We start from the raw sequence: 25,875 nt of genomic DNA on the forward strand, positions 1-25,875 counted from the left end.
GTAGTAGAGCCCACTCAACCACTGCGTCTTGCTCGACAATCCAAAAACAATAAAGAGGCTAGGACTTTTGTCCTAGCCTCTTTTTAGTGGTAACTTAAATTTCATAGCCCATGAGGAGGCCGCCTTCTTCGGCGTAGAAACTACAAAGTCCAGAAGTAGGAAGGACTTCAATCATTGCACGGGCAAATTTTTCACGGACCAATTCAGAGAATTGCTCGATAAACTTTTCATTGTTGCGGTGGGCGATGGTGATATGTCCACCATTATAGCCTGCCTTGATTAATTCATCAAAAGCAGCCTTGATCGCTTTCTTTTGGCCCCGTGCTTTTTGGAGTAGCTCAAGAGTACCCGTCTTACTAGCTTCCCCAACCATACGGATATTGAGGAGCCCGACAACTGTCCCGATCAATTTGCTGAGACGCCCATTTTTGACCAGATTATCAACCTTGGCCAAAACAAAGAGCAACTTCGTCTTAGACTGGTAGGTCGTGATCACATCGACCACTTGATCAAAATCGAGGCCTTCAGCGACCAACTGATTGAGCTTGCGAACGATCAGGTCCACCTCACCCCCAGCTGACAAGCTATTAATGACGTGGATATTGGTATTCGGATGCTCTTCTAGATAAATCTTCTTGGCCACCTCAGCACTATTGTAGCTACCTGAAAGGGTTCCAGTGATGGTCACAACGACAATATTTTCAGCCCCTTCAAAAGACTTCATGTAGTCATCAGGACTCGGACAGGCAGACTTAGAAGCTGTCGTAGTCGCATACATCTTCTCCATCATCTGATCTATATTGAGTTGGGCGTCATCTGTGTAGATAGTCTCTCCCACTTGGATGGTCAATGGGACACTGACAAACTCCGTATCCGGTGCCAGATTGTCCAAAGAGCGGTAGTCACAGCCTGAATCCGCAATAATTTTCCATTTCATCAGTTCATACCTCATAATTGTATAAAAATGTACATTGACAAGTAGTTTGTCTTCTTTTACAATTATATCATGAAGTACCATGCTATCCAAGCAGATAACATCAGGTGAGACAGATAGAAAGTAAATGTTATGGCAGAAAGAAAAATATCCGAGAAATCCTTGGAAAATCTCAAACGATTTAACCAAGAAAACAATGCGATTACACGAGAATCCATCGAAATCTCTCTCCTGCAACTATTGGAGAAAAAAGATCTGAAAAAGATCACCATCTCTGAGCTGGTTCAGCGTGCTGGGGTCTCTCGCGCGGCCTTTTACCGCAATTATGGATCAAAAGAAGAGATTCTTGAGTCTATCTTTCAATCTAGTATCGCAAAAATTACCAAGTCTTTAGATGGCTACAACCTCAAGACAGATCTCTACCAAGTCTGGGTCTATCTTTTTAAGGAAGTTAAGAAAGAAGCTAAGATTATCAGCCTGGCCATTGATTACAATTTTGAACGGCTCTTGACCAAGGCAGTCTATGACTTTTTAGAAAAACGAAATGGCAGCTCATCAAATGGCGCTGGCAGCTACCTCAATTCCTTCTGGAGCTCAGCCATTGTCTCTGTCATCTCCAAATGGATCAAGGATGGCATGAAGATCCCCGCAGAGAAGATTGCAACCCTAGGTCTGCCCCTCTTCCCACAAAAGAAGAAGTAAACACCACCGAGAGGTGGTTTTTTTCTTGCAACTATTTCCAACTAGTGAGGAAGTTGCCCCAGTCGCAAAATTTCGGTATCATGGTAGGAGTTAACTACGAGCGTGGAGGTTGAAATGAAACGAGTGATAAAGAAAATAGTAGGAGTGCTAGTCCTTTTAGTAAGTATAGGATCATTCTATATGTGGAAGCAAGTTCAAAAGCATGGAAAAACGAGACAGCAAGAAATCAAGCAGAAATATATAGATGCGAAAACTGAGAAACCTATAATTCATCTTTTTGATGATAATAAATTTGTATTTATTGTACAAAAAGATGGTATAGGTGGGATAGCATTCGGTCAAGATTATATTTCGGTTTTGGATGTCCATCAAAAAGAGATCAATCAAAGTATGATTGATAGAGAGAAAAATGGTTCACCTAAAATTGCAAAAGATGAGTATTTTAATATTATTTCTTATGATTTGAATGCTACTGGCTTTCCAAGTAAAAAGACGGAAGTATATCAATTATTAGGGAAAAAAGAGTATCGAGGCGCGTACGATATCAGTCAGTATTATGCAGATAACAAGGATTACATACCGGTAACTTTGTATAAAGTTGGAAATAATGATAGTAGAAAAATCATAGTTGATATTTCGAATCAAAAAATTGAAGATCTTGAAAATTTTGAGGATTATGGGAAATCAACTTTTTCTGTCGCTGAGCAGGAATTGTCAAAGGGGAATGTATATAATAACATTCGACAAGCTATGCAAGAGAAGTACCATTTGAAATTCACAGCTGGTTATATTGATACCTTACTTTCAAAAGAAGATCGTGAAAAGATAGATATTTCCAATACAAATTTTGCACAAGACTATCCAGAAATGGCTAAGGATATAAAGAATTTAGCTCGTTTATATATGAGACCTAAACAGTACTCAACCAAAGAGTGGTTTGATACAGTTCTTCATTGGTTTGCACCAAAGGGGCAGGATGTGTTAGAGGTCTATGCGACGGATCCAAAGACTGGTGAGAAAACACAAATAAAATCCTACGATGAACTGCAGGTTTGGTCTGCTAATCATCCAGAGTAGAAAGGGTAAGAAATATTATGAAAAGAAAAAGTTACGTTGAAAATATTAAAAATAAAAATGAGTAAACAAATGGAACTAAAATTTAAAAATTCAAATATGACCTGTTTTCAGATTGTCCAGATAGATCAAGAATCGAAAAAGTATATCATGGATACGAGTACAATGAGTCCTAAGAGTTACTACTGGGGAATTAAAACAGATACGATTACAGTGGATATGGTGGAGATCGAAAAGAATAACAATCATTTCGAAATTAAGCCTACAACACCTGTCAGTACTACAATGGCAGCCATCATTGTCCAACCAATTGTCAAAGTTGGTTATGATGTTCTAAAGCGGCTTTTTATTCAAAACAATCTTAGTGAGCAAGTGTTATTAAAGTTATTGCTCTTTGCAATTTCAATGCTGATTTCTTATTTTGCCATTCTGATTTCATTAAAGGTGGCCCATAAAAAAGCAGATAAATGGATTCCTAAAAACAGCCGTAAATACACAGTTACCTTTAAAACTATTAAGAAAAGTAACGGAGGAGTATATCCTTTAGTCGGGGTAATTTTCATTTGTTTACTTTTCTTCCTTGGTGAAAATAATGGAACTGAAGGTGCTTTTTTGGTAATCAATGGAATCGTATCCTTATTCTTTTTCATGTTTACTCTTGGAAGTTTCCCAATTGCTCTTCCCTATAAGCAAGGTCAAATTGTTCTTGAAAACATAGAAGAACAATAGAAGTTTTGTGATATCGTAGGAGTTACATAATTGGCAAATACCATCAATTCAGAAAGTGATCGAATAAAATAAATGGAAGTTAATTTTAAAGCCTTGGATGTCTATTATTTTGGCATCCTTGAAATGAATGGAAAAAGGTATGTTTTAGATTCAAATTCGTTGACATCTAAACGTTACTATTGGGGATTTGCTCCTAAGGAGTTCAAGTTGGATATCATAGAGTTAGAGGCTTCAAATAGGAACTTTGACAAAAAGATTAAAATGGCTCCAGAAGGTAGACGTTCGATAGCGATAAGTATTAGTGTTGCACTTAGTTCGGCTCTATATAGAATAGGGGCTGGAATTTTTAGATATTATAGCATTAGTCAGAATCTCTATTTAAAAATCTTGTTATTTCTAATTTCAATTCTGGTAGCTTTTGTCATTTATAGGGGAATCCTTTGGAAATCTCGAAATGAAATTGCCAGACGACTCACACCCAATCGTCCAAAGTATAAGATTGTCTTTCGAAATGTAAAGAAGCAGCGACAATTTCATGCTTATCTTTTTCTAATTCCGATCTTTATGATGTTTGGATTCTATATGAATACTCATGATGGAACTGAAGCTTGTTTTCTTTATATCAATGGCATGTTGGCTTATCTTTGTATTTGGATAGAGTCAGGTAGTATTCCTATGGAATATGCATATCGTAAAGAATACATTGAATTTGATAGACTGGAAGCAATGGATGAGGATCAATCTGTTTACAAAGAAAATTAGAAGGAACTTTGCATGCTAAAAAAGCAAAAATTGAACACTTATCAAAAATGAATCTTCGTTACCGGATCTTACAAATGGACGGAGAGTCTTATTTAGTCGATGCCGATCGTCCATTTCTCATCAGCTATTTCTTTCCATGGATTTTAAGCTTCATCCCTCATCTAGCCTATCCTTTAACCAGGGAAGAAGTGCAGTCTCTAGCTCCTTCGGATCTTTCTAAAGCTCTCAATAAAAAAGATACTCAGAAGAAAGGTCTTGCTTCAGCTTTTGGTGGGGGTGCCACTGCCATGCTTTTGTCTAAAGCCTTTCCTATTGAAAAGTATCTCTATTTTTCTTCGCATGTGCTAAATCTGGGAATCTTGCTTCTAGTATATAGCCTTGTAATAGGGATTCGTATATGGATAAGCATTCGGAAACCGATGACCAACATTGTGAATCGCAACCACCCGATAAAGATATACCTCGTCGCAAATGATAGAAAGCATCGATTATCATCAATGATGGCTCCAACTTTTTTTGCTGGGTTGGTTGTATTTTCATCTAGTGCAATATTTAGTAATATTGCCCCAAACTTTATCCTTCATATAGTTTTGTTGTTATTTTTATCGATCTTCATGTTTTCAGGTAATGTGCTATTTTTTTCACCAGTGGTGGATTACAAAGTGAAAATAAAACCCCAGAATATTGCGGATCAATATGCAAAAAGTATTGCTGTATTTGAACTCTTTATGAAGAAGGGTGTGAATCTCTATCAAGATGTCACGACTCCAGCTGAGCTATCAAGAGATGGACAAGTCCATACAACACAGACTAAAGAAGAATTTGATCGATATTACGATTTGGAAAAGGCAAGTAAAGCCTATCATGAGATTGATTAAAGTAAGAAACGACAAAGGACAAGAACGATGATCGAAGAACGAATTTTTGCTGCTAAGCAGTATGTGAAAACCTTATTTGCTGATCGAGCGGATGGCCATGATGTGGAGCATACCCTCCGCGTCTATACCAATGCTATGAGAATCGCACAAGCAGAAGGGCCATGTGATCTGGAGATAGTGGGCTTGTCTGCTCTTCTTCACGATGCTGATGATGATAAATTGTTTCAAACAGAAAATAATGCGAATGCTCGTAAGTTTCTAGAAGAGATCGGTACTCCTAAAAACCAAATCGACCAGATTTGTCGGGTAATCAATGCTGTTTCTTTCAGCAAAAATCGCGGTAAACAACCAGAAACGTTAGAAGGCAAGATTGTCCAGGATGCAGACCGCCTGGATGCGATAGGAGCTGTAGGAATTGCGCGAACTTTTTCCTATGGTGGCCACAAAGGGAGACCCCTTACTGATACCGTCCAACATTTCCATGACAAGTTGTTCCTCTTAAAAGATGAAATGAACACGGAGACTACCAAACAAATGGCAGAAAGTCGCCATCAATTTTTAATCACCTTTCTAAATGAACTAGAGAAGGAACTCTAACAAGAACCCCTGTCTGAAATCATTTCAGACAGGGGTCTTTCTTTATTCTTGGATCATGGCTAGGAGATCCGTTCCTGTAGTGGTTGGAAGGATCCGAACTCGTTTGAGGGAATAGAGGCCATCAGCGGAGCTGGCGAGTCCATTTTTAGTGGTGAGGCCTAGTTTGTAGTCAGCTTTCTTGGCTTGGTCGATCGTGACCTGGCTGTAGCGACCAGATGGGTAGACGATAACGCTGGTATTTTGATCCAGCACCTTATCTAGCAGGCGTTTAGAAGCGACGAGCTCATTCTTTTGGGTCTCAAGGCTGGAATTGGCTAGGTCTGGATGATTGACCGTATGGCTTTCAAAGGTCAAACCAGCATGTTTCATCTCTTTGATTTGGTCAAAAGTCAGGACATTTTCTTTTTCCTTTTGGGTAAAGTCTGTGATGATATTGTTGGTGGCCGTCATCTTGTATTTCTTAAGAAGTGGATAGACGATGGTATAGAAATCCTCGACGCCATCATCAAAGGTCAGCCAGACATATTTCTTTCCTTTGGGCACTTCGTTCTTAGCGAGGATGCGATAGGCTTCCTCTGGTGTCAATGTGTAGTAACCCGCTTTTTTCAGGGCCTTTAGTTGGCTCTCAAAGGTTTCTGGATCGACAATTAGATTGGCATTGGCAGCTTCGGACTCAGCCATATTGTGCACGGAGTGGTACATGAGGATGGGCAGTTTGACCGGCTTTTTCACTCGGGTCCACTCGATAGAGGAGCTATCCTCCTCGAGAGAACGTGTCACAGCAGTGCCACTTGTATTTCCGTCACTGGGTTGAGTGATGCGCTTGATCAGAAGAAAGCTACAAATAAAGATACAGACCAGTAGGAAGGCATTGATTCCAAGTAGGGTTTTGATTTTTTTAGGTACTCTTCGTTTACTCATAGTGTCACCGCTTTCATTGTTTTCTTTATTGTACCACAAATTCTATGTTTTTTTCCAGAACTTGCTACAGGCTGATCCTGTCATGAAAATTCAGACTTTTTAAGGCAATTGGCTGTCAAACGCTCAAGATTTTGTTATAATGGAGCTACTATAGAAAATTCAAGGAGTCAATAGGATGTCTGTTAAGATTGCCTTACTAGGCTTTGGTACTGTTGCTAGTGGCGTACCATTTTTATTAAAAGAAAACCATGAAAAAATTACCCAGGCAGCTCAAGATGAAATCGAGATTGCCAAGGTCTTGGTTCGCGATGATGCGGAAAAGCAAAGCTTGCAAGCGGCTGGCCATGACTACAACTTTGTGACCAATGTCGATGAGATCATTGAAGACAAAGAGATTGCCATCGTGGTTGAATTGATGGGCCGGATTGAGCCAGCGAAGACCTTTATCACCCGTGCTCTTGAAGCAGGTAAGCATGTGGTCTCTGCTAACAAAGACCTTCTAGCTGTTCATGGAAGTGAATTGTTAGAGGTTGCTCAAAAACACCAAGTAGCTCTTTATTATGAAGCAGCTGTAGCGGGTGGGATCCCAATCCTTCGGACCTTGGTGAATTCTTTGGCTTCTGACAAGGTGACCAAAGTACTCGGTGTAGTCAATGGAACCTCCAACTTCATGATGACCAAAATGGTGGAAGAAGGCTGGACTTATGAAGATGCTTTAGCAGAAGCGCAACGCCTTGGTTACGCTGAAAGTGACCCAACCAATGACGTCGAAGGGATTGATGCAGCCTACAAGATGGTGATCTTGAGTCAATTTGCCTTTGGGATGAACATCCAATTTGACCAAGTAGGTCACAAAGGGATCAGCCAGATCACTCCACAAGATGTCTCTGTCGCTCAAAGCCTTGGTTATGTGATCAAACTGGTCGGCTCGATCGTTGAAACGCAATCAGGGATTGCAGCAGAGGTGACACCAACCTTCCTTCCAAAACAACACCCACTTGCTGGTGTGAATGACGTCATGAATGCGGTCTATGTGGAATCCATCGGGATTGGTGAGTCTATGTACTATGGACCAGGTGCTGGTCAAAAACCAACTGCGACAAGTGTCGTTGCCGACCTCGTTCGCATTGTCCGTCGTCTAAAAGAAGGAACGATCGGTAAAGCCTTCAATGAATACAGTCGTCCTCTTCAATTGGCTAAGCCTGAAGATGTGAAGAACAATTATTACTTCTCAATCAAGGCACCAGATGCGACTGGTCAAATCTTGCGTCTCGCGGAGATCTTTAATGCAGAAGGAGCTTCCTTCAAGCAAATCCTCCAAGAAGACTCTGATGGTCACTATGCAAGTGTGGTCATCATCACCCACCAAGTCAATCAAACCCAATTCAAGAACTTGGTTGAAAAACTGGATTCAGAGCCGAATTTCGAACTCTTGAATACCTTTAAGGTCTTGGGAGAATAAGCATGAAGATTATTGTTCCAGCAACCAGTGCCAATGTAGGGCCCGGATTTGATTCTGTTGGGATTGCCGTGACTCGTTATTTGACCATTGAAGTGCTTGAACCAGCAGATGCTTGGTTGATTGAGCATGATCTAGGAGCAGGGATTCCGACAGACGAGAAAAACCTCTTACTCTCAACAGCCCTGTCGATTGCCCCAGCTATTCAACCACATCATATCAAGATGACCAGTGAAGTGCCTTTGGCGCGTGGTCTTGGTTCTTCTAGTTCTGTCATTGTAGCAGGGATTGAATTGGCCAATCAACTAGCCAATCTCCAGCTATCAGATGCTGAGAAATTACGCATCGCGACCGAGATCGAAGGTCATCCGGATAATGTAGCTCCGGCTATCTTTGGAAATATGGTCATCGCTAGCTACATCGGTGAAGATGTCCAATATGTCACGGCTGACTTCCCAAGCTGTGACCTGGTGGCCTTTGTACCGAGCTACCAATTGAAGACCAGCGATAGCCGCAATGTCCTACCGAAAGAATGGTCTTATAAGGAAGCTGTTGCAGCTAGTAGCGTAGCCAATGTCGCTATCGCAGCTCTCCTCAAGGGAGATTTGCTGACGGCTGGTCGCTCCATCGAGTCAGATCATTTCCACGAACGCTACCGTCAATCTCTTGTCAAAGAGTTCCCTCAGGTCAAAGAAGTAGCGCATGCGCATGGGGCTTACGCTACCTATCTGTCAGGAGCAGGCCCAACGATCATGAACCTCTTAGCGCCAGAGCATACAGCAGCCTTTGTCGCAGCTCTCGAAGAACTCGGGCTAGATGGTCAGATTTTCCAACTTAAAATCGACACATTTGGCGTTCGTGTTGAGAAATAAACCTCAATGTAACACAAATGAAAGAAGGATGTATACGAATGTATATGTCCTTTTTGCTTCTTCTATGGTAGAATGGGAACTGTACGGGGAAAAGCTCAAGCTTTCCCGAAAATCTAGGGGGAAACATGAAACCAGAATATTTATATAGTATTGCTACCGATCTTGGGCTGCAATTTGATGGCGAAGCTCGTGTGATGTACGGGGAGCGTGAAGGCTTCTTGTTAGTCATCGAAGGTGCTCAAACCAAGAATGTATTTACCATTTCACTCAGTGTGAAACAAGGTTCCGAAGGAGACTTGATCGAAGACGGTGAGATTCTTTGGAACGAATTAAAAGAACAATCAAAAGCCATTAATGCCATCTCTTTTGATGGTTACTTGACCTCTATCGTCGTCAAAGGCGGAATGACCAAAGGGAAGGCTGTCGAAACCTTATGGACAGCTATACAAGATATTGTTGATTTCTTACTCAACCACCAATTCGTGCAAGTGAATGCGGAAACGGGTGAGGAAGGACCAATCGGTCTGTATCAAATTGGAGATGCGATCTTCTTAATCGACGATGCAACCTTTAGAGCTTACCAATCCGAAGTGCAAGACACGGTGGAGGCTTATGAAGCGCGGGAAGAAAACTTCCTTTTAGGGATTGTAGGGGCTGTGATCGGTGTGATCATCGGTGGAGCCGTTGCCCTCTTGGTAGCACGGCTTGGCTATGTATCTGTTTTGGCAGGTGCTGCCCTCGGTTATTGTACTATCAAAGGTTATGAGATCCTTGGTAAGAAATTGACTAAAAAAGGTGTGGTAGTTTCAGCTATTTTGATGGTCTTGACCGTCTTTTTGGTCAACCAATTAGATTATACTTTGGCGCTTATGAGTGAACTGGATTTGCCATTTGATATGTCCTGGACGCTTCTCAATGAAGCGACATTCTCAGGGGATGTCCCTGATAAATTTTACTTGAATCTAGCACTCTTAGCTGTCTTTACTCTTGGTGGTGCTTGGATTTCGGTCAAATCAGCTCTGGATGGACAAAAGAATCGTGCTATCGCTCGTAAAATTGCATAATAAATGGTAAAAGGAAGGCCTGAATACTATGGGCCTTCTTTTGTTTTTTAGGGTCGAAAAATAGTCGAAAATTTGGTATAATAGTTTGTATTTTATATAGAGAGAGAACAGACAGAAAGATGATTGAAGAAATGAATCAAATTCTTGAAGGGATTGATATCCGTTTTCAAGAACCATTAAAACATTATACCTATACAAAGGTAGGGGGGAATGCTGAGTTTTTAGCCTTTCCTCGCAACCAATACGAATTAAAACGCATCGTCCAATTTGCAAACCAAGAACAAATTCCATGGATGGTCCTGGGGAATTCTTCGAATATTATTGTCCGAGATGGGGGCATACCGGGATTTGTCATTATGTTTGATCGCTTGCGAGATATCAGTGTGGATGGTTATGTGGTCGAAGCAGAAGCAGGGGCAAAACTCATCGAAACGACTCATGTAGCCCTGTATCATAGTTTGAAAGGTCTTGAGTTTGCTAGTGGCATTCCAGGCAGTGTTGGTGGTGCTGTCTTTATGAATGCAGGAGCCTATGGAGGAGAGATTGCTCATGTCCTTGTATCCTGTAAGGTCTTGACCAAAGACGGGGAAATCGAAACTCTGTCAGCGAGTGAACTAGCTTTCGGTTACCGTCATTCTAAGATTCAAGAGACAGGGGCTGTCGTCATCTCTGCCAAATTTGCTTTGTCTCCAGGCAATCACGAGCAAATCAAACAGGAGATGGAGCGTTTGACCCATCTTCGTCAGTTGAAACAACCCCTTGAATACCCTTCTTGTGGCTCAGTCTTTAAGCGTCCTGTCGGTCATTTTGCAGGTCAATTGATCAGCGAAGCAGGTCTGAAAGGCTATCGAATTGGTGGTGTGGAAGTTTCTGAAAAGCATGCTGGCTTTATGGTCAATGTGGACAATGGAACAGCCAAGGACTACGAAGACCTGATCGCCCATGTCATTGAGGCAGTAGAAGCTCACTCAGGCGTCCGTTTAGAACCAGAAGTTCGCATTATCGGCCAAGCCTAAGAACGTTAGTATTGAAGAACAATTGATAGTGTAAACATCGATAGCATCAGTCGGAAAGGGGGTGAGTGCCTATCGATACCGTAAATAGGTGGGGCAGTCTAGTAAGTCCCCGAGAGGTATTGGTGGTCTGACAGGTCTTCCTGTCAGCCGCTGCGTTTTCGTTTGAAAAGCAGTTTGGTAATCGTAGTAAAGAAGGAATTTATGTGAATTGAAAAAACCAATTATTGAGTTTAAAAATGTTACAAAGGTCTTTGAAGATAGCGGAACCGTTGTCCTAAAGGATATCAATTTTGAATTGGAAGAAGGGAAGTTCTATACCCTGCTCGGTGCATCTGGATCAGGAAAATCAACTATCCTTAATATCATTGCCGGTCTTTTAGATGCTAGCTCTGGAGATGTCTACCTTGATGGGGAACGGATCAATGATGTCCCTACCAACAAGCGAGATGTCCACACCGTCTTTCAGTCCTATGCCCTGTTTCCGCATATGACGGTCTTTGAAAATGTGGCTTTTCCCCTTCGTTTGAAAAAGGTGGACAAGGCTGAGATTGAACGCCGGGTTTCAGAAGTCTTGAAAATGGTCCAGTTAGCAGGATTTGAAAAACGCTCGATCCAAAAATTATCGGGTGGTCAACGCCAGCGGGTAGCTATTGCACGGGCTATTATCAATGAACCACGAGTGGTCCTTTTAGATGAGCCCTTGTCTGCACTTGACTTGAAACTTCGAACAGACATGCAGTATGAGTTGCGAGAATTGCAACAACGCTTGGGCATTACCTTTGTCTTTGTTACCCACGACCAAGAAGAAGCCCTTGCCATGAGTGACTGGATCTTTGTCATGAATGAAGGAGAGATCGTCCAATCTGGTACACCGGTTGATATCTATGATGAACCGATCAACCACTTTGTAGCGACTTTTATCGGGGAGTCCAACATCCTAGATGGTCGCATGATCGAGGACTACTTGGTTGAGTTCAATGGCAAACGCTTTGAAGCGGTCGACGGGGGGATGCGTCCAAATGAACCAGTTGAAGTCGTCATTCGTCCAGAAGACTTGCAAATTACTCTTCCTGAAGAAGGCAAGCTCCAAGTGAAGGTGGACACCCAGCTCTTCCGTGGAGTGCATTACGAGATCATTGCCTATGATGATTTGGGAAATGAGTGGATGATTCACTCCACTCGTAAGGCCATCGTGGGAGAAGTCATCGGGCTAGACTTTGAACCAGAAGACATCCACGTTATGCGTCTCAATGAAACCGAAGAAGAATTCGATGCGCGGATCGAAGAGTACGTTGAAGTGGAAGAGCAAGAAGCTGGTTTGATTAATGCCATTGAGGAGGAGAGAGATGAAGAAAACAACCTCTAATCTATTTATCCTCCCCTATTTCTTGTGGATTTTTCTCTTTGTCTTGGCTCCTGTAGTCATGATTATCTTTCAATCCTTTTTTAACGTTGAAGGGCAGTTTTCACTTGAAAACTACAAAGAGTTCTTTACTTCGCAAAATCTGACCTATTTAAAGATGAGCTTTAATTCGGTCCTTTATGCCGGAATCGTCACCTTGGTGACGCTCTTGATCTCCTACCCGACTGCTTACTTTTTGACGCTGCTCAAACACCGGCAGTTGTGGTTGATGTTGATCGTCTTGCCAACCTGGGTCAATCTCTTGCTCAAGGCCTATGCCTTTATCGGAATCTTTGGGCAAGACGGCTCTATTAATAGCTTTTTAAGCTTTCTCGGAGTCGCTCCCCAGCAGATCCTCTTTACCGATTTCTCCTTTATCTTTGTAGCTAGCTACATCGAATTGCCATTTATGATTTTGCCGATCTTTAATGTCTTAGATGACTTAGATCCAAACTTGATCAATGCCAGCTATGATTTGGGAGCCAATCGTTGGGACACCTTCCGTCATGTGGTCTTCCCCTTGTCCATGAATGGAGTCCGCTCAGGTGTGCAGTCTGTCTTTATTCCTAGTCTGAGTCTCTTCATGTTGACACGGATGATCGGTGGAAACCGCGTCATTACCCTAGGGACTGCGATTGAACAGCACTTCCTAACAACACAAAACTGGGGAATGGGTTCTACCATCGGAGTTGTTCTGATCCTTGCTATGCTCTTTACCATGTGGGCAACTAGAGAAAGGAGAGAACGATGAAAAAAGTATCTCATTTCTATCTAGGTTTCGTCTTTCTGATCCTCTATCTTCCTATCTTTTATTTGATCTTTTATGCCTTCAATAAAGGGGGAGATATGAATGCCTTCACGGGCTTCACGTTTGAGCATTTCAATGAATTGTTCGCAGATAGTCGCCTGATGCTGATCTTGTCAGAGACCTTCCTCTTGGCCTTCTTGTCAGCCTTGATTGCGACGGTGATCGGAACCTTTGGAGCCATTTATATCTACCAATCGAAGAAGAAGTTAGAAGGACCATTGCTCTCCATCAACAACATTCTCATGGTAGCGCCAGACGTTATGATCGGGGCCAGCTTCTTGATTCTCTTTACGACGGTGAAGTACCAGCTAGGTTTCCTATCTGTTCTGGCTAGCCACGTAGCCTTCTCGATTCCCATTGTGGTCTTGATGGTCTTGCCACGTCTCAAGGAAATGAACCGGGATATGGTCAATGCTGCCTATGACTTGGGAGCTACTCAAGTGCAAATGCTCAAAGAGATCATGTTGCCGTATCTGACACCAGCCATTATCGCGGGCTACTTTATGGCTTTTACCTATTCGCTTGATGACTTTGCCGTGACCTTCTTTGTAACCGGAAATGGCTTTACAACCTTGTCTGTAGAGATCTACTCCCGTGCGCGTCAAGGAATTTCCCTCAGTATCAATGCCTTGTCCGCCCTTGTCTTTCTCTTTAGTGTGCTCTTGGTCATCGGTTATTACTTTATCACCCGTGAAAAGGAGGAAGCAGCATGAAAAAACTTTATTCATTCCTAACTGGGATTGTCCTTGTCATTCTGGTCCTCTGGGGAATTAGCCACCAGATCGAAGCGAGCATGAATACCAAGAATAGTGACAAGTTGGTCATCTACAACTGGGGAGATTATATCGATCCAGAATTGCTCGAGGAATTTACCAAAGAAACAGGAATTCAGGTGCAATATGATACCTTTGATTCCAACGAAGCCATGTACACTAAGATCAAGCAAGGTGGAACCACTTACGATATTGCGATTCCTAGTGAATACATGATTGCTAAGATGATGGATGAGCATCTGGTTGAAAAGTTGGACCAATCCAAGATCAAAGGGATGGAAAACATTGATCCAAAACTGTTGAACCAATCGTTTGATCCGGGCAACCAATATTCAGTACCTTATTTCTGGGGGACCTTGGGGATTATCTACAATACCAAGATGGTCAAAAAAGCTCCTGAACATTGGTCAGATCTCTGGCGTGAAGAGTACAGAAATGACATCATGATGTACGATGGTGCGCGTGAGGTCATGGGAATTGGTCTCAATACCTTGGGCTATAGCCTCAATGAAAAGGATCCAAAGAAATTGCAAGAGGCAGTAGATAAACTCTACACCTTGACGCCAAACATCAAAGCTTTGGTGGCTGATGAGATGAAAGGCTATATGATCCAAAACAATGCGGCTATTGGGGTTACCTTCTCAGGAGAAGCCAGCCAAATGCTCGAAGCCAATAAGGATCTTCGCTATGTCGTCCCAACTGAAGCCAGCAACCTTTGGTTTGATAACATTGTCATTCCAAAAACCGTGAAAAATAAAGAAGCAGCATATGCCTTTATTAACTTCATGCTTCGTCCTAAAAATGCTTTGAAAAATGCTCTTTATGTCGGCTACTCAACGCCAAATAAAAAAGCCAAAGCCATGTTACCAAAAGAAATCCAAGATGACCAATCCTTCTATCCAAGCGATGAAACACTGGACCATTTGGAAGTCTATCAACAATTAGGCAAGAAATTGCTTGGAGTCTATAACGATCTTTACCTTCAGGTCAAGATGTATCGGAAATAATACAAAAGGAACCTTCGGGTTCCTTTTTGATTGCTTTTGAAAAGCTCTAACTAGTGAGTTAGATTGAGATTCAAATGAAAGATGCTATAATAGTTAGGAAAGAGACTGGCTCATTCAGTACGAAAGAAATGATTGGAGAAGAAGAGATGAAGAGACGACCGGAACTATTTTTGATTATTCTGTTACCGATCCTAGGAATTGTTTTTCTAGGAGGAAAAATCATGACCCTGACCAAAAGACCGGAGCAGAAGATAACAACCACTTCTTCAAAGAAAGTCATTCAAAAATCAGAAGAAGAGATAAAAAAAGAACAAGTAGCCTATTTGAAAAAACATGAAAAAGAAATCGGCGATTTTGTGAAAGCTCAAAATCCGAAAGTTGAATCCGTACAGATCGATTGGGATCAGACACAATGGAGTGATGGTGGGCTTACAACTCCCGAATATTATATAAATGTTTTTGGTCGGATTAATCATATTGAGAACTCAGGATGGGGAGTGGATATTCCCATGAATGAAGATGGGACTGTAAATCTTAAAAATATGACGATGGGCGATTACATCAGTATTGATGGTGAGCCTATTGACTAATGGAACTGAAAAACGGTTTGAAAATGAACTGTTGTAGAGAAAGTTACCCAATGGAAAAACGAACGATATTTAAATTAATCACTACGATAGCTATTTTTATGAGTATGGGAGGTTGCGTAAAACAAGAGGAACAAACAAAACAAGCGCAAACTGTCACCTCTTCATCAACCAAAGAAGACAAAGAAGCCATAAAACAAAAGCAGCTCGCTTATCTCAAAGAGCACGAGCAAGAAATCGTCGATTTTGTGAAGTCTCAAAATCCTAAAATTGAGTCAGTTCAGATTGATTGGGATGAAACTCAGAAGAGTGATGGTGGACTTACAACTCCCGAATATTATATGAATGTTTTTGGGCGCATTAATCATATCGAGAACTCAGGATGGGGAGTGGATATTCCAATTAATGATGATCAATCAATTAACATGCGAGAAATGTTTATGCTTCATGAACCTACGATTGACGGAAAGCCTATTTCCTAAGTAAGTACAATGCATTTTGAAAAAGAACTGTTTTAGAAAAAGATAGCACATGATAAAACAAACGGCGTTTAAATTAATCACTACATTAGCTCTCCTTGCAAGTATAGGAGGATGTACCATAAAATCAAAAGAGCAAACGAAACAAGCACCCATTGTAACCCCTTCGACAACCAAGGAAGATAAAGAAGCGACGAAGCAAAAACAAATTGCCTATTTGAAAGAACATGAAAAAGAAATTGTTGATTTTGTAAAGTCAAAAAATTCTAAAATAGCATCCATTCAGGTTAATTGGAGTGATATTCGATGGGGCGAAGCAGGCAACGGAACTCCTCAAGGAGGTGGCGAGATCATCGAGTTGTATGGTGGCTTTAATCATATTGAAAATTCTGGTTGGAATGTCACAATTGAGATTCATAATGAAATGCCTGATCTAAAAACTATGATGTTAAGCAATGGTTTTGGTGTTGGAGGAGAAGTATTTGAGTAATTGGGACAAGGAAAAGCTATGAGATTAGAAACAAGACAAATCATGGTAACAGTTGCTGCCATTGTGGGATTTTTAAGTTTTGGAGGGTGTGTTGGAAAGCCAAAAGAACAGACGAAACCAATAAATCACATCGCTTCTTCATCAACCAAAGAAGATAAAAAAGCCATTAAACAAAAACAGCTCGCCTATCTGAAAGAACACGAGCAAGAAATGACGGCCTATGTGAAAGCACATAATGCCAATATTCATCAGGTGTCTTATGACTGGGACAGTATTAAAACAGTTGTAGGAGGTAATGGAACACCTCAGGGAGGTGACGAAATACTATTAGTTTATGGTTATGCCAATGGAAGTGATCTAACAAATTTTAGCCTGAATTTTACGTTAGACGAAAATAAGATGCCTAAAATAGATTCAATTGGTTCTGATAGTTTGTATCGGGTAGAAAAGAAATGATCCGTCCGTTAGACAATGAGAGATGCAATAGAGGAATCGCTTTTAAACGAAATAAAATTATGAAAAAACAAATAAACAATCTGATGATTGCACTTGCTTTCATTTTAACAATTGGATGTCTAGTAGGATGTGTGAAGCAAGAACGTGAAAAGAGCAGACAAGCGCAAACTGTCACGTCTTCAACCACAAAGGAAGACAAAGAAGCCATTAAACAAAAACAGCTCGCCTATTTGAAAGAACATGAAAAAGAAATTGTTGATTTTGTGAAAGCTCAAAGTCCGAAAATCGAATCCGTCCAGATTGATTGGAATAGTATGGTAATTGAAGAGTCTGGGAATGGAACGCCTCAGGGTGGTGGTTACAATTTATCTATTTCTGGTCAGATTAATCAATTAGAAAACACAAAATTCTCCGTTGATTTTTACCTAGAAGATCAAAATAGCATACCAACTATCAAAAAAATGGGGATGCTTAATGATATTTATATCGAGGAAAATGGTGGCTGGAAAATTTTTTCCTAAGTAAATAGAAGGATTAGTGTTAGGAGGAAAATGAAAAGAAAAATGAAATGTACCCTTAAGTTAATGGCTTTAATGCTTATTTTCACAAGCATTGGAGGTTGTAGTGTAAATCAAAAAGCTCATACGAAACAAGCACAAACTGCAACCTCTTCCTCCACCAAAGAAGATACAGAAGTGCTCAAACAAAGGCAAGTCGACTTTTTAAAAAAACACGAGTCCGAAATTACGAACTACATAAAGTTGAATGATCCAGAAGTTGTTCGAGTCAAGTATGATTGGGATAGCGTGAAAGTAGGAGATAGTGGTTCTTTTACGGAATCTGGGTTTGACATTCGTTTAAAGGTCTATGGGGCAAATGATAAGGAACTTAATGGTTATTCATTTTTTATTGTCCCAAAACCAAATGTTGAGAATCCAATTTCAATTGACTCAATTTCTGGTTCGAATTTTCCTTAATTAAATCAACAGATCATTCTTCCTATTAAGAGGAAAGGAAACCAACAATACTTGATCTATGAGTTCGAAATAGCTCCAGAAATGACAGGTGGAAATTTTAGAGAATAATCTGTACAGAATGATAGGGGGACTTATGAAAAGTCGAAAAATCATGATGATAGTTGCTTCAATTTTAGCGCTCCTAAGTATAGGAGGATGTACCGTGAAGCATAAAGGTGATACAAAACAAGGAAAAACGATTGCTGCTTCATCAACGAAAGACCTAAAAGAAGATGAAGAAACTATAAAGAAAAAGCAGCTCGCCTATCTGAAAGAACACGAAAAAGAAATTGTTGATTTTGTGAAAGCCCAAAATCCGAAAGTCGAATCCGTTCAAATATATTGGGATGAAACTCAGTGGGGCGTGGCAGGAAATGGAACACCTCAAGGTGGTGACGAGATGATTCTCATTTTTGGCGGATTTAATCAAAATCCTGAATCGAGTTGGCGAGTTGATTTGGTTGTGGAAGATGGAAAGATTAATTTAAAGACGATGTCTCTGGGACAGAACTTAAGCATAGATTAAGAAATTTTCGAGTGACTCAGTTGATAGATCAATTCGAAGTGTGTAGATTGGAGGGAATTGAATGAAGAGACAAATGGAACTATTTTTGATCATTTTGTTACCGATCCTAGGACTGGTTTTTCTTGGAGGAAAAATCATGCCACTGACCAAAAGACCCGAACAAAAGATAACGACCCTATCTTCAAAGAAAGTCGTACAAAAACCAGAAGGAGACATAAAAAAAGAACAACTGGACTACCTAAAAGAACACGAACAGAAGGTTATTGATTTAGTCAAAGCACAAAATTCAAAAGTTGAATCCGTTCAGATTGATTGGGATCAGACACAATGGAGTGATGGTGGACTGACAACTCCTGAATATTATATGAATGTTTATGGAGGTATAAATAATATTGAAGAATCGAGTTGGGGAGTAGATATCCCAATTAATGAGGACAATACATTAAATTTAGATGAGATGTATCTAGGATCCGACATTAGAATAGGGGGGAGATTATTTGAGTAATTGGAATTTAAAGGATAGGAAAAAATGTGCTATGAGTTTGAAATAGAGCAATAGTGCAAATTGTCACTTACATCATAGATCTTTAATTCAAAGATTTGATGATTAAAAGTAAAGAAATCATTAACTCATGTTTTAAAAGGCTCTATGTAGTGAGATAACTTGATTTCCAAACTATAAATGCTAGAATATCGGAATAACATTTATCCAGTTTCCAATTATAGAGAATAATCTGTACAGAATGATAGGGGGACTTATGAAAAGTCGAAAAATTATGCTAACAATTGCTTCAATTGCAGCACTGCTTATTGTAAGTGGATGTACCGTGAAACAGAAAGATGATACAAAACAAGGAAAAACGATTGCTACTTCATCTACGAAAGACCTAAAGGAAGATGAAGAAACTATAAAGAAAAAACAACTGGACTATCTAAAAGAACACGAACAGAAGGTTATTGATTTAGTTAAAGCACAAAATTCAAAAGTTGAATCCGTTCAGATTGATTGGGATCAGACACAATGGGGTGATGGTGGACTGACAACTCCTGAATATTATATGAGTGTTTATGGACGTATAAATAATATTGAAGAATCGGGTTGGGGAGTAGATATCCCAATTAATGATGACAATACATTGAATCTAGATGAGATGTATATAGGATCCGACATTGATATAGGGGGAAGATTATTTGAGTAATTGGAATTTAAAAAGTTTTGATAATCTATATGCTTCATTAGCTGAATCAACTTATCGTGATAGGCCCCAAAAATTTCCATATGAACAATTGGATCAAATCCAGGAAGAGCGTTCAAAGCTCAAATGGGAGTATGCCAATGAGATAGATGCTTTCTATAAAAATCAGAAAAAGCTGGAATCGAAAGATAAAAAAATCAGTAAGGTTGTCCTTACTGTTTTTTTAGTTGGTTCCAGATGGTGCTGTATCTGCGCCACTGTCTGTTGCTGTGGAGCCTTGGTCTTGTGCAGCAGATGAACTGGTTTGTGTAGCAGATGAGCTATCGGTTTCTTTTTGTGAACTTGTTTCTGTATTGCTTGAATTGGTTTGCGTATTGGTGTTGGTATCTGTATTGGTAGCGCTTGAGTCAGATCCCTTATCATGAACTACGACGACGCTGGTGCTACTAGAGGGTTTGTCTTCTGTCTTTTGATTATCTTTATTGAGCAGGCTCATGATGGTAAAGGAAGTGACGATAATCCCTAGGAGACTGGCAATCGTAGCTACAACGGTTTGAAATACGGACAAACCTTGTTTGACTTTCTCACCACGAGATGGCCTTGTATCTGCTTTTTCCTCAGGTTTTTGGTTTTTGTTACTTCTTGAATATTGTGACATGTTCATTCTCTTTCTATCAAAAATTGTTTTTTAACACTTTCCTATTATAAGTCATTTTCTGAAAAATGTCTAAAAAGAACTGAATTTTATAGAGTGATTTTGCCGCATCTCTCTTTATCAAATCCTTGTCCCAAGCGGTTAGAAATGATAAAATAGAAGTTACGTAAAAAGAAAGTGATGGATGCGTAGGACATGATCTATTTTGACAATTCAGCAACGACTAAACCCTATCCAGAAGCCCTTGCAACTTATACAGAAGTAGCGACTCGAATCTGGGGCAACCCTTCTAGTTTGCACAATCTAGGTAGTCAAGCTACTCGTATTTTGGAAGCTTCTCGGAAACAAATTGCGGAGCTAATTGGCAAGAAAGCTGATGAAATTTACTTCACGTCTGGTGGGACGGAAGGAGACAACTGGATCCTCAAGGGTGTTGCCTTTGAGAAAGCTCCTTATGGCAAGCATATCATTGTCTCTGACATCGAGCATCCCGCTATCAAGGAGTCCGCTGCTTGGTTAATGACGCAGGGATTCGAAGTGGATTATGCTCCAGTGGATGCGCGTGGCTTTGTCAAAGTGGATGCCTTGGCTAGTCTTCTCCGTCCGGATACGACATTGGTCTCTATCATGGCCGTCAACAATGAGATTGGCTCCATCCAGCCCATCCATGAAATTGCGGCTCTCCTAGAAGATCGTCCAACGATTAGTTTCCATGTCGATGCGGTTCAAGCCTTGGCAAAGGTAGCTACAGAGGTCTATCTACCAGAGCGCGTGGACTTCGCGACCTTCTCTAGTCACAAATTCCATGGACTTCGCGGAGTCGGCTTTGTCTACATCAAAGAAGGCAAAAAGATCACCCCTCTCTTAACCGGAGGTGGTCAAGAAAAAGAAATGCGCTCGACAACGGAGAACGTGGCAGGTATCGCAGCAATAGCAAAAGCCCTACGCTTAGCCATGGAAAACCAAGAAGCTTTTGCCAGCAAGACCCAGCAGATGAAAGAAGTTATCCGCAAAGAATTGGCCAACTATCCAGATGTCACCATCTTTTCTGGTGAGGATCATTTTGCGCCTCACATCTTGACTTTCGGGATCAAGGGAGTTCGTGGTGAAGTAGTGGTCCATGCCTTTGAAGAGTTTGATATTTACATCTCGACCACTAGTGCCTGCTCGTCCAAAGCAGGTAAGCCAGCTGGAACCTTGATTGCCATGGGAGTGGACAAGAGTATCGCACAGACAGCTGTCCGCTTGAGTCTCGATCTTGAAAATGACATGAGCCAAGTCGAGCAATTCTTGACCAAGTTCAAACTGATTTACGAACAAACACGAAAAGTACGTTAATTTTAGAAGGAAATCAACATGACCTTAACCTATTCAGAAATTATGATTCGCTATGGAGAGCTTTCTACTAAAGGAAAGAACCGCATGCGTTTCATCAATAAACTTCGCAATAATATCCAAGATGTTTTATCTATCTATCCAGCTGTCAAAGTGACAGCCGACCGCGATCGGGCGCATGCTTATCTGCATGGGACGGATTATGAGCCAGTAGCAGAATCCCTCAAGCAGGTTTTTGGAATCCAAAATTTTTCACCTGTTTACAAGATTGAAAAATCTGTTCCGGCCTTAAAAGTGGCGGTGCAAGAGATCATGAAGGAGATTTACAAGGAAGGCTTGACCTTTAAAATCTCAAGTAAACGCAGTGACCATACCTTTGAACTCGATAGTCGCGAGCTCAACCAAACCTTGGGAGGTGCGGTCTTTGAAGCGATCCCAACCATCCGAGCTCAGATGAAAAAACCAGATATCAACTTGCAAGTTGAAATTCGGGAAGAAGCAGCCTATATTTCTTATGAAACTATTAAGGGAGCTGGTGGCCTTCCTGTTGGTACATCTGGCAAGGGCATGCTCATGCTTTCTGGTGGGATTGACTCTCCAGTAGCTGGTTACCTAGCCTTGAAGCGTGGAGTGGATATCGAGGCAGTACACTTTGCTAGCCCACCATATACCAGCCCAGGAGCTCTTAAAAAAGCTCATGATTTAACACGGAAGTTGACCAAGTTTGGGGGCAACATCCAATTTATCGAGGTACCCTTCACAGAGATCCAAGAGGAAATCAAGGCAAAAGCGCCAGAAGCTTACCTCATGACTTTGACCCGTCGCTTTATGATGCGCATTACAGACCGCATTCGCGAGGTTCGTGGTGGTTTGGTGATTATCAATGGTGAAAGCTTGGGACAAGTGGCTAGCCAAACCTTAGAGAGTATGCATGCCATCAATGCAGTGACCAATACGCCGGTTATCCGTCCGGTGGTGACCATGGACAAATTGGAAATCATCGATATTGCTCAAGCCATTGATACCTTTGAAATTTCTATCCAGCCATTCGAAGATTGTTGTACCATCTTTGCACCAGATCGTCCAAAGACCAATCCAAAACTCAAAAATGCAGAGCAGTATGAGCAACGGATGGATGTGGAAGCTTTGGTTGAGCGTGCGGTAGCAGGTATCATCGTAACAGAGATCACACCAAAAGCAGAAAAAGATGAGGTCGATGACCTGATCGAGGATTTGCTATAGGAGAGACTGGGAGTATCCAGCCTCTTTTTCTAACCAACTTAAAGGAGACAAGATGAAAAAAATTATCGTTTTAATGACAAGTTTGCTTCTGTTGACAGGCTGTGTCAAAGTATCATTTACTGGCCCGAAAAAAGAAGAAAAGACCAGCCAGTCAACCAGCAGTAAAAAAGAACCGCTCACATTTGTCAGAGCCGACCAGTACAAAGATCAGGACAACGAAGTCTTGGAAGCATCTGAGAAATTTATCAAGGAACATCCAACGCTTGGAGAACCTGGAAAATTATTTGTCTTTTTCCCAGGCTATACCTTTGGAAATGAGGAAAATCGCTTCGCCTTGTTCTTTATCGTGAATCGTACCACCACAACCATCGATCGTGATGGATCCTTTTTTCTGAATTTGGAATATGATGGGGAGCCACTATTCAAAGATGTCACAGTGGACTATGAAGTGAGCGAATCTGGTGTATTGAAACCCAATACGGCTGCAGCCATTCCTATCAAAATCACCAAGGAACAAGAAGAAAAAATGAAGAGCATGAACGATTCTTCAAAAGCAAAAATGAGTTTCAATGACTTTAAATTTAAGGATAAGTAGATGAAGAAGTCGGACTGACAAGCAATCTTAACATAAAAGATATAAAATCATCGCTTTTAAAAAAGAAATTCGTTTTCAAAGCGCAAAAATACTTGTCTTTGTCTGATAGAAGTGATATACTAAGAGAGTTGACTATGCACATGCCTGTGCAACCGCTCGAACATCGTCGCTCATTTCCATGAGAGTAAGTGGTTCGTCCCACGATGCTAGGCGAGTCTTCACAAAAATACGGGGAAACCCAAAAATACATAGGAGGTGCATAATGAGCACATACGCAATCATTAAAACTGGCGGAAAACAAGTTAAAGTTGAAGTTGGTCAAGCTATCTACGTTGAAAAATTGAACGTTGAAGCTGGTCAAGAAGTTACATTTAACGAAGTTGTTCTTGTTGGTGGTGAAAACACTGTTGTCGGAACTCCACTTGTTTCAGGAGCTACTGTTGTTGGAACTGTTGAAAAACAAGGAAAACAAAAGAAAGTTGTTACTTACAAGTACAAACCTAAAAAAGGTAGCCACCGTAAACAAGGTCACCGTCAACCTTACACTAAAGTTGTCATCAACGCTATCAACGCTTAATTTTAGGAGAACACATGATACAAGCAGTCTTTGAACGAGCCGAAGATGGCGAGCTGAGGAGTGCAGAAATCACTGGGCACGCTGGAAGCGGTGAATACGGCTTTGATGTCGTGTGTGCATCGGTTTCGACTCTAGCCATTAACTTTGTCAACTCTGTTGAGAAATTTGCAGGCTACGAACCGGATCTAGAATTAAACGAAGAAGAAGGTGGCTTCCTGCGGGTGACGATCCCGACAGATATTCCACCTCATCAAAGAGAAATGACCCAACTATTCTTTGAATCATTTTTCTTAGGGATGGCAAACTTATCGGAGAACTCATCGGAGTTCGTCCAAACAAGAGTTATCACAGAAAACTAACATGGAGGAAAACAATTATGTTGAAATTGAATCTTGCTAACTTGCAACTTTTCGCCCACAAAAAAGGTGGAGGTTCTACATCAAACGGACGTGATTCACAAGCAAAACGTCTTGGAGCTAAAGCAGCTGATGGACAAACTGTAACAGGTGGATCTATCCTTTACCGTCAACGCGGTACTCACATCTACCCAGGTGTGAACGTTGGACGTGGTGGAGATGATACTTTGTTCGCAAAAGTTGAAGGCGTAGTACGCTTCGAACGTAAAGGTCGCGATAAAAAACAAGTTTCTGTTTACCCAATCGCAAAATAAAAAGGTTTCCTTAACCTTTTTATCCCGAGCCTTGATCCAAAGGTGAGGAAGCTAGAAATAGCATAAATCAAAGCTTTCCGGATTAACGGAAGGCTTTTTTTCTTTTATTTATTTAAAAATATCATGTTTACTCTTGTTAATATAATGTTTGAATTTGTGTTTTTTGAAAAAAGTAGTATAATAGAGACAAATATAGTAGGAATGGAAGTAGTACCATGAAAGATAGCAGACATGTTGAAATTCTTCAGGAACTGGATCGAAAAAGTGTGGTATCGGTCAAAGAGCTCAAGGAACTTTTTGGGGTGACAGACATGACTATTCGTCGCGATCTGATCGATCTTGAAAAACAAGGTCTTTTAGTTCGTGTACATGGTGGGGCCCACAAAAAAGTCAAAGATAGCTTATTAGAAGCTTCACACAGTGAAAAAAATCTGATCAATATTGATGAGAAACGAACCATTGCCAAAAAATGTGCGGACTTGATCGAAAATGGGGATACCGTCTTTATTGGCTCTGGTACAACAACAGACTTTATCGGAGATTATTTGGAAGGGAAAGAAATTAGCATCGTCACCAACTCCCTGCCTATTTTTGAGAAGCTCAAGGATTTCCCGAATTATGACTTGATCTTAGTTGGTGGTCGCTACCGGGTAAAGACACAAACCTTTGTCGGTCAATTTGCCAATAAACTCTTGAAAGAAATCAAGGTTTCTAAAGCCTTTATCGGGGTGAATGGAATCGATGGCCATAGTGTCTCTACAGCTAATGAAGAAGAAGGAAATGGCAATGCCATTATTCTGAACAATGCGATAGAGAAATATGTGGTAGCTGATAACAGCAAGTTTGATAGCTATTCTTTCTACAGTTTCTATCGCGTGGAAGATCTAAATGCCATTATTACCGATGATAGTATTCCAAAGAAAATCAAAGACAAATACGCCTTGTATACGAAAATCATTTAAGATCAAGAGGCTGGGACAAAAGTCCTAGCCTCTCAATTGTATTTGGATTGTCGAGCAAGACGCAGTGGTTGAGTGGGCTCTACTACGCTGA

33 protein-coding genes and 1 other annotated feature are annotated in these 25,875 nt (G+C 40.9%); of the genes, 30 read left to right on the top strand and 3 right to left on the bottom strand.

From position 1 onward, the window contains the following. Positions 1-94: 94 nt before the first annotated feature. Positions 95-937: a DegV family protein gene (locus tag ADG03_RS10600; protein ID WP_049472566.1), complete on the bottom strand. Its 843-nt coding sequence runs from the start codon at positions 935-937 to the stop codon at positions 95-97. 129 nt (positions 938-1,066) lie between these two features. Between ADG03_RS10600 and ADG03_RS10605 the strand changes: the two genes are divergently transcribed. The 6 genes from ADG03_RS10605 to ADG03_RS10630 all read left to right on the top strand — a co-directional run bounded on the left by ADG03_RS10605 (position 1,067) and on the right by ADG03_RS10630 (position 5,676). Next, complete coding sequence (locus ADG03_RS10605) at positions 1,067-1,636, top strand: TetR/AcrR family transcriptional regulator (RefSeq protein ID WP_037599347.1); 570 nt, start codon at positions 1,067-1,069, stop codon at positions 1,634-1,636. A 114-nt stretch (positions 1,637-1,750) separates the two neighbouring features. Further along, positions 1,751-2,713, top strand: a complete 963-nt coding sequence (locus tag ADG03_RS10610; RefSeq protein ID WP_049472565.1) for a hypothetical protein — start codon at positions 1,751-1,753, stop codon at positions 2,711-2,713. A gap of 69 nt (positions 2,714-2,782) precedes the next feature. Beyond that, positions 2,783-3,439 (top strand): DUF443 domain-containing protein, encoded by a 657-nt coding sequence (locus tag ADG03_RS10615; protein WP_080976945.1) that lies wholly within the window; start codon positions 2,783-2,785, stop codon positions 3,437-3,439. A gap of 72 nt (positions 3,440-3,511) precedes the next feature. Next, positions 3,512-4,201, top strand: coding sequence for a DUF443 domain-containing protein (locus ADG03_RS10620; protein ID WP_049472564.1), 690 nt, complete (start codon positions 3,512-3,514; stop codon positions 4,199-4,201). Between the two features lie 8 nt (positions 4,202-4,209). Beyond that, complete coding sequence (locus ADG03_RS10625; protein ID WP_049472563.1) at positions 4,210-5,079, top strand: DUF443 family protein; 870 nt, start codon at positions 4,210-4,212, stop codon at positions 5,077-5,079. Between the two features lie 27 nt (positions 5,080-5,106). Next, on the top strand, positions 5,107-5,676 hold the full coding sequence (locus ADG03_RS10630; protein ID WP_049472562.1) for an HD domain-containing protein: 570 nt from the start codon (positions 5,107-5,109) through the stop codon (positions 5,674-5,676). A gap of 42 nt (positions 5,677-5,718) precedes the next feature. Here the strand turns inward: ADG03_RS10630 and ADG03_RS10635 are convergent, their stop codons facing one another. Beyond that, on the bottom strand, positions 5,719-6,597 hold the full coding sequence (locus ADG03_RS10635) for a polysaccharide deacetylase family protein (RefSeq protein ID WP_049472561.1): 879 nt from the start codon (positions 6,595-6,597) through the stop codon (positions 5,719-5,721). A 175-nt stretch (positions 6,598-6,772) separates the two neighbouring features. On the opposite strand from ADG03_RS10635, the gene ADG03_RS10640 reads away from it, so the two are divergent. The 17 genes from ADG03_RS10640 to ADG03_RS10720 all read left to right on the top strand — a co-directional run bounded on the left by ADG03_RS10640 (position 6,773) and on the right by ADG03_RS10720 (position 19,751). After that, on the top strand, positions 6,773-8,059 hold the full coding sequence (locus ADG03_RS10640) for a homoserine dehydrogenase (RefSeq protein ID WP_049472560.1): 1,287 nt from the start codon (positions 6,773-6,775) through the stop codon (positions 8,057-8,059). A gap of 2 nt (positions 8,060-8,061) precedes the next feature. Continuing rightward, complete coding sequence (gene thrB, locus ADG03_RS10645) at positions 8,062-8,928, top strand: homoserine kinase (protein WP_049472559.1); 867 nt, start codon at positions 8,062-8,064, stop codon at positions 8,926-8,928. A gap of 125 nt (positions 8,929-9,053) precedes the next feature. Next, a complete protein-coding gene (locus ADG03_RS10650; RefSeq protein ID WP_049472558.1) occupies positions 9,054-9,992 on the top strand; it encodes a TenA family protein in 939 nt (312 codons plus the stop codon). Positions 9,993-10,111: 119 nt separating this feature from the next. After that, on the top strand, positions 10,112-11,008 hold the full coding sequence (gene murB / locus ADG03_RS10655; RefSeq protein ID WP_049472557.1) for a UDP-N-acetylmuramate dehydrogenase: 897 nt from the start codon (positions 10,112-10,114) through the stop codon (positions 11,006-11,008). A gap of 208 nt (positions 11,009-11,216) precedes the next feature. After that, positions 11,217-12,374, top strand: coding sequence for an ABC transporter ATP-binding protein (locus ADG03_RS10660; protein WP_049472556.1), 1,158 nt, complete (start codon positions 11,217-11,219; stop codon positions 12,372-12,374). Next, positions 12,355-13,161 (top strand): ABC transporter permease, encoded by an 807-nt coding sequence (locus tag ADG03_RS10665; protein ID WP_049472555.1) that lies wholly within the window; start codon positions 12,355-12,357, stop codon positions 13,159-13,161. The genes ADG03_RS10660 and ADG03_RS10665 overlap by 20 nt, the downstream gene beginning before the upstream one ends. Then, positions 13,158-13,931, top strand: coding sequence for an ABC transporter permease (locus tag ADG03_RS10670; RefSeq protein WP_049472554.1), 774 nt, complete (start codon positions 13,158-13,160; stop codon positions 13,929-13,931). Before ADG03_RS10665 ends, ADG03_RS10670 begins: the two co-directional genes overlap by 4 nt. Then, a complete protein-coding gene (locus ADG03_RS10675) occupies positions 13,928-14,998 on the top strand; it encodes an ABC transporter substrate-binding protein (RefSeq protein ID WP_049472553.1) in 1,071 nt (356 codons plus the stop codon). The genes ADG03_RS10670 and ADG03_RS10675 overlap by 4 nt, the downstream gene beginning before the upstream one ends. 146 nt (positions 14,999-15,144) lie before the next feature. After that, positions 15,145-15,588 (top strand): hypothetical protein, encoded by a 444-nt coding sequence (locus ADG03_RS10680; protein WP_049472590.1) that lies wholly within the window; start codon positions 15,145-15,147, stop codon positions 15,586-15,588. 50 nt (positions 15,589-15,638) lie between these two features. Then, positions 15,639-16,067: a hypothetical protein gene (locus ADG03_RS10685; RefSeq protein WP_049472552.1), complete on the top strand. Its 429-nt coding sequence runs from the start codon at positions 15,639-15,641 to the stop codon at positions 16,065-16,067. A gap of 49 nt (positions 16,068-16,116) precedes the next feature. Next, complete coding sequence (locus ADG03_RS10690) at positions 16,117-16,554, top strand: TroA family protein (RefSeq protein WP_192832137.1); 438 nt, start codon at positions 16,117-16,119, stop codon at positions 16,552-16,554. A gap of 18 nt (positions 16,555-16,572) precedes the next feature. Beyond that, positions 16,573-17,010 carry a hypothetical protein gene (locus ADG03_RS10695; protein WP_065426861.1) on the top strand — a complete coding sequence of 146 codons (438 nt, stop codon included), beginning with the start codon at positions 16,573-16,575 and terminating at the stop codon, positions 17,008-17,010. A 59-nt stretch (positions 17,011-17,069) separates the two neighbouring features. Beyond that, on the top strand, positions 17,070-17,531 hold the full coding sequence (locus tag ADG03_RS10700; protein ID WP_049472551.1) for a hypothetical protein: 462 nt from the start codon (positions 17,070-17,072) through the stop codon (positions 17,529-17,531). 30 nt (positions 17,532-17,561) lie between these two features. Next, positions 17,562-17,987, top strand: coding sequence for a hypothetical protein (locus ADG03_RS10705; RefSeq protein WP_049472550.1), 426 nt, complete (start codon positions 17,562-17,564; stop codon positions 17,985-17,987). A 133-nt stretch (positions 17,988-18,120) separates the two neighbouring features. After that, positions 18,121-18,552, top strand: a complete 432-nt coding sequence (locus tag ADG03_RS10710; RefSeq protein ID WP_239667187.1) for a hypothetical protein — start codon at positions 18,121-18,123, stop codon at positions 18,550-18,552. 61 nt (positions 18,553-18,613) lie between these two features. Further along, positions 18,614-19,057, top strand: a complete 444-nt coding sequence (locus ADG03_RS10715; protein WP_049472549.1) for a hypothetical protein — start codon at positions 18,614-18,616, stop codon at positions 19,055-19,057. A 253-nt stretch (positions 19,058-19,310) separates the two neighbouring features. Beyond that, a complete protein-coding gene (locus ADG03_RS10720; RefSeq protein ID WP_049472548.1) occupies positions 19,311-19,751 on the top strand; it encodes a hypothetical protein in 441 nt (146 codons plus the stop codon). A gap of 220 nt (positions 19,752-19,971) precedes the next feature. Here the strand turns inward: ADG03_RS10720 and ADG03_RS10725 are convergent, their stop codons facing one another. After that, positions 19,972-20,406, bottom strand: coding sequence for a DUF6556 family protein (locus ADG03_RS10725; RefSeq protein ID WP_049472547.1), 435 nt, complete (start codon positions 20,404-20,406; stop codon positions 19,972-19,974). Positions 20,407-20,598: 192 nt separating this feature from the next. Between ADG03_RS10725 and ADG03_RS10730 the strand changes: the two genes are divergently transcribed. The 7 genes from ADG03_RS10730 (at position 20,599) to ADG03_RS10760 (ending at position 25,784) form a co-directional block, all read left to right on the top strand. Continuing rightward, a complete protein-coding gene (locus ADG03_RS10730) occupies positions 20,599-21,741 on the top strand; it encodes a cysteine desulfurase family protein (protein WP_049472546.1) in 1,143 nt (380 codons plus the stop codon). An 18-nt stretch (positions 21,742-21,759) separates the two neighbouring features. Next, entirely contained in the window at positions 21,760-22,980 is a 1,221-nt protein-coding gene (gene thiI / locus ADG03_RS10735; RefSeq protein ID WP_049472545.1) for a tRNA uracil 4-sulfurtransferase ThiI, read from the top strand. Between the two features lie 52 nt (positions 22,981-23,032). After that, complete coding sequence (locus ADG03_RS10740) at positions 23,033-23,575, top strand: membrane lipoprotein lipid attachment site-containing protein (RefSeq protein WP_023918372.1); 543 nt, start codon at positions 23,033-23,035, stop codon at positions 23,573-23,575. Between the two features lie 140 nt (positions 23,576-23,715). After that, positions 23,716-23,803: a sequence feature (ribosomal protein L21 leader region), on the top strand. Positions 23,804-23,837: 34 nt separating this feature from the next. Next, a complete protein-coding gene (gene rplU, locus ADG03_RS10745) occupies positions 23,838-24,152 on the top strand; it encodes a 50S ribosomal protein L21 (protein ID WP_003002830.1) in 315 nt (104 codons plus the stop codon). A gap of 14 nt (positions 24,153-24,166) precedes the next feature. After that, positions 24,167-24,511, top strand: a complete 345-nt coding sequence (locus tag ADG03_RS10750) for a ribosomal-processing cysteine protease Prp (protein WP_003002581.1) — start codon at positions 24,167-24,169, stop codon at positions 24,509-24,511. A 17-nt stretch (positions 24,512-24,528) separates the two neighbouring features. Next, entirely contained in the window at positions 24,529-24,822 is a 294-nt protein-coding gene (gene rpmA / locus ADG03_RS10755) for a 50S ribosomal protein L27 (RefSeq protein WP_003002805.1), read from the top strand. A gap of 215 nt (positions 24,823-25,037) precedes the next feature. Then, positions 25,038-25,784: a DeoR/GlpR family DNA-binding transcription regulator gene (locus ADG03_RS10760; RefSeq protein ID WP_023918371.1), complete on the top strand. Its 747-nt coding sequence runs from the start codon at positions 25,038-25,040 to the stop codon at positions 25,782-25,784. Positions 25,785-25,875 lie beyond the last annotated feature (91 nt).

Source organism: Streptococcus parasanguinis (genome assembly GCF_001069785.1).
GTDB lineage: Bacteria > Bacillota > Bacilli > Lactobacillales > Streptococcaceae > Streptococcus > Streptococcus parasanguinis_T.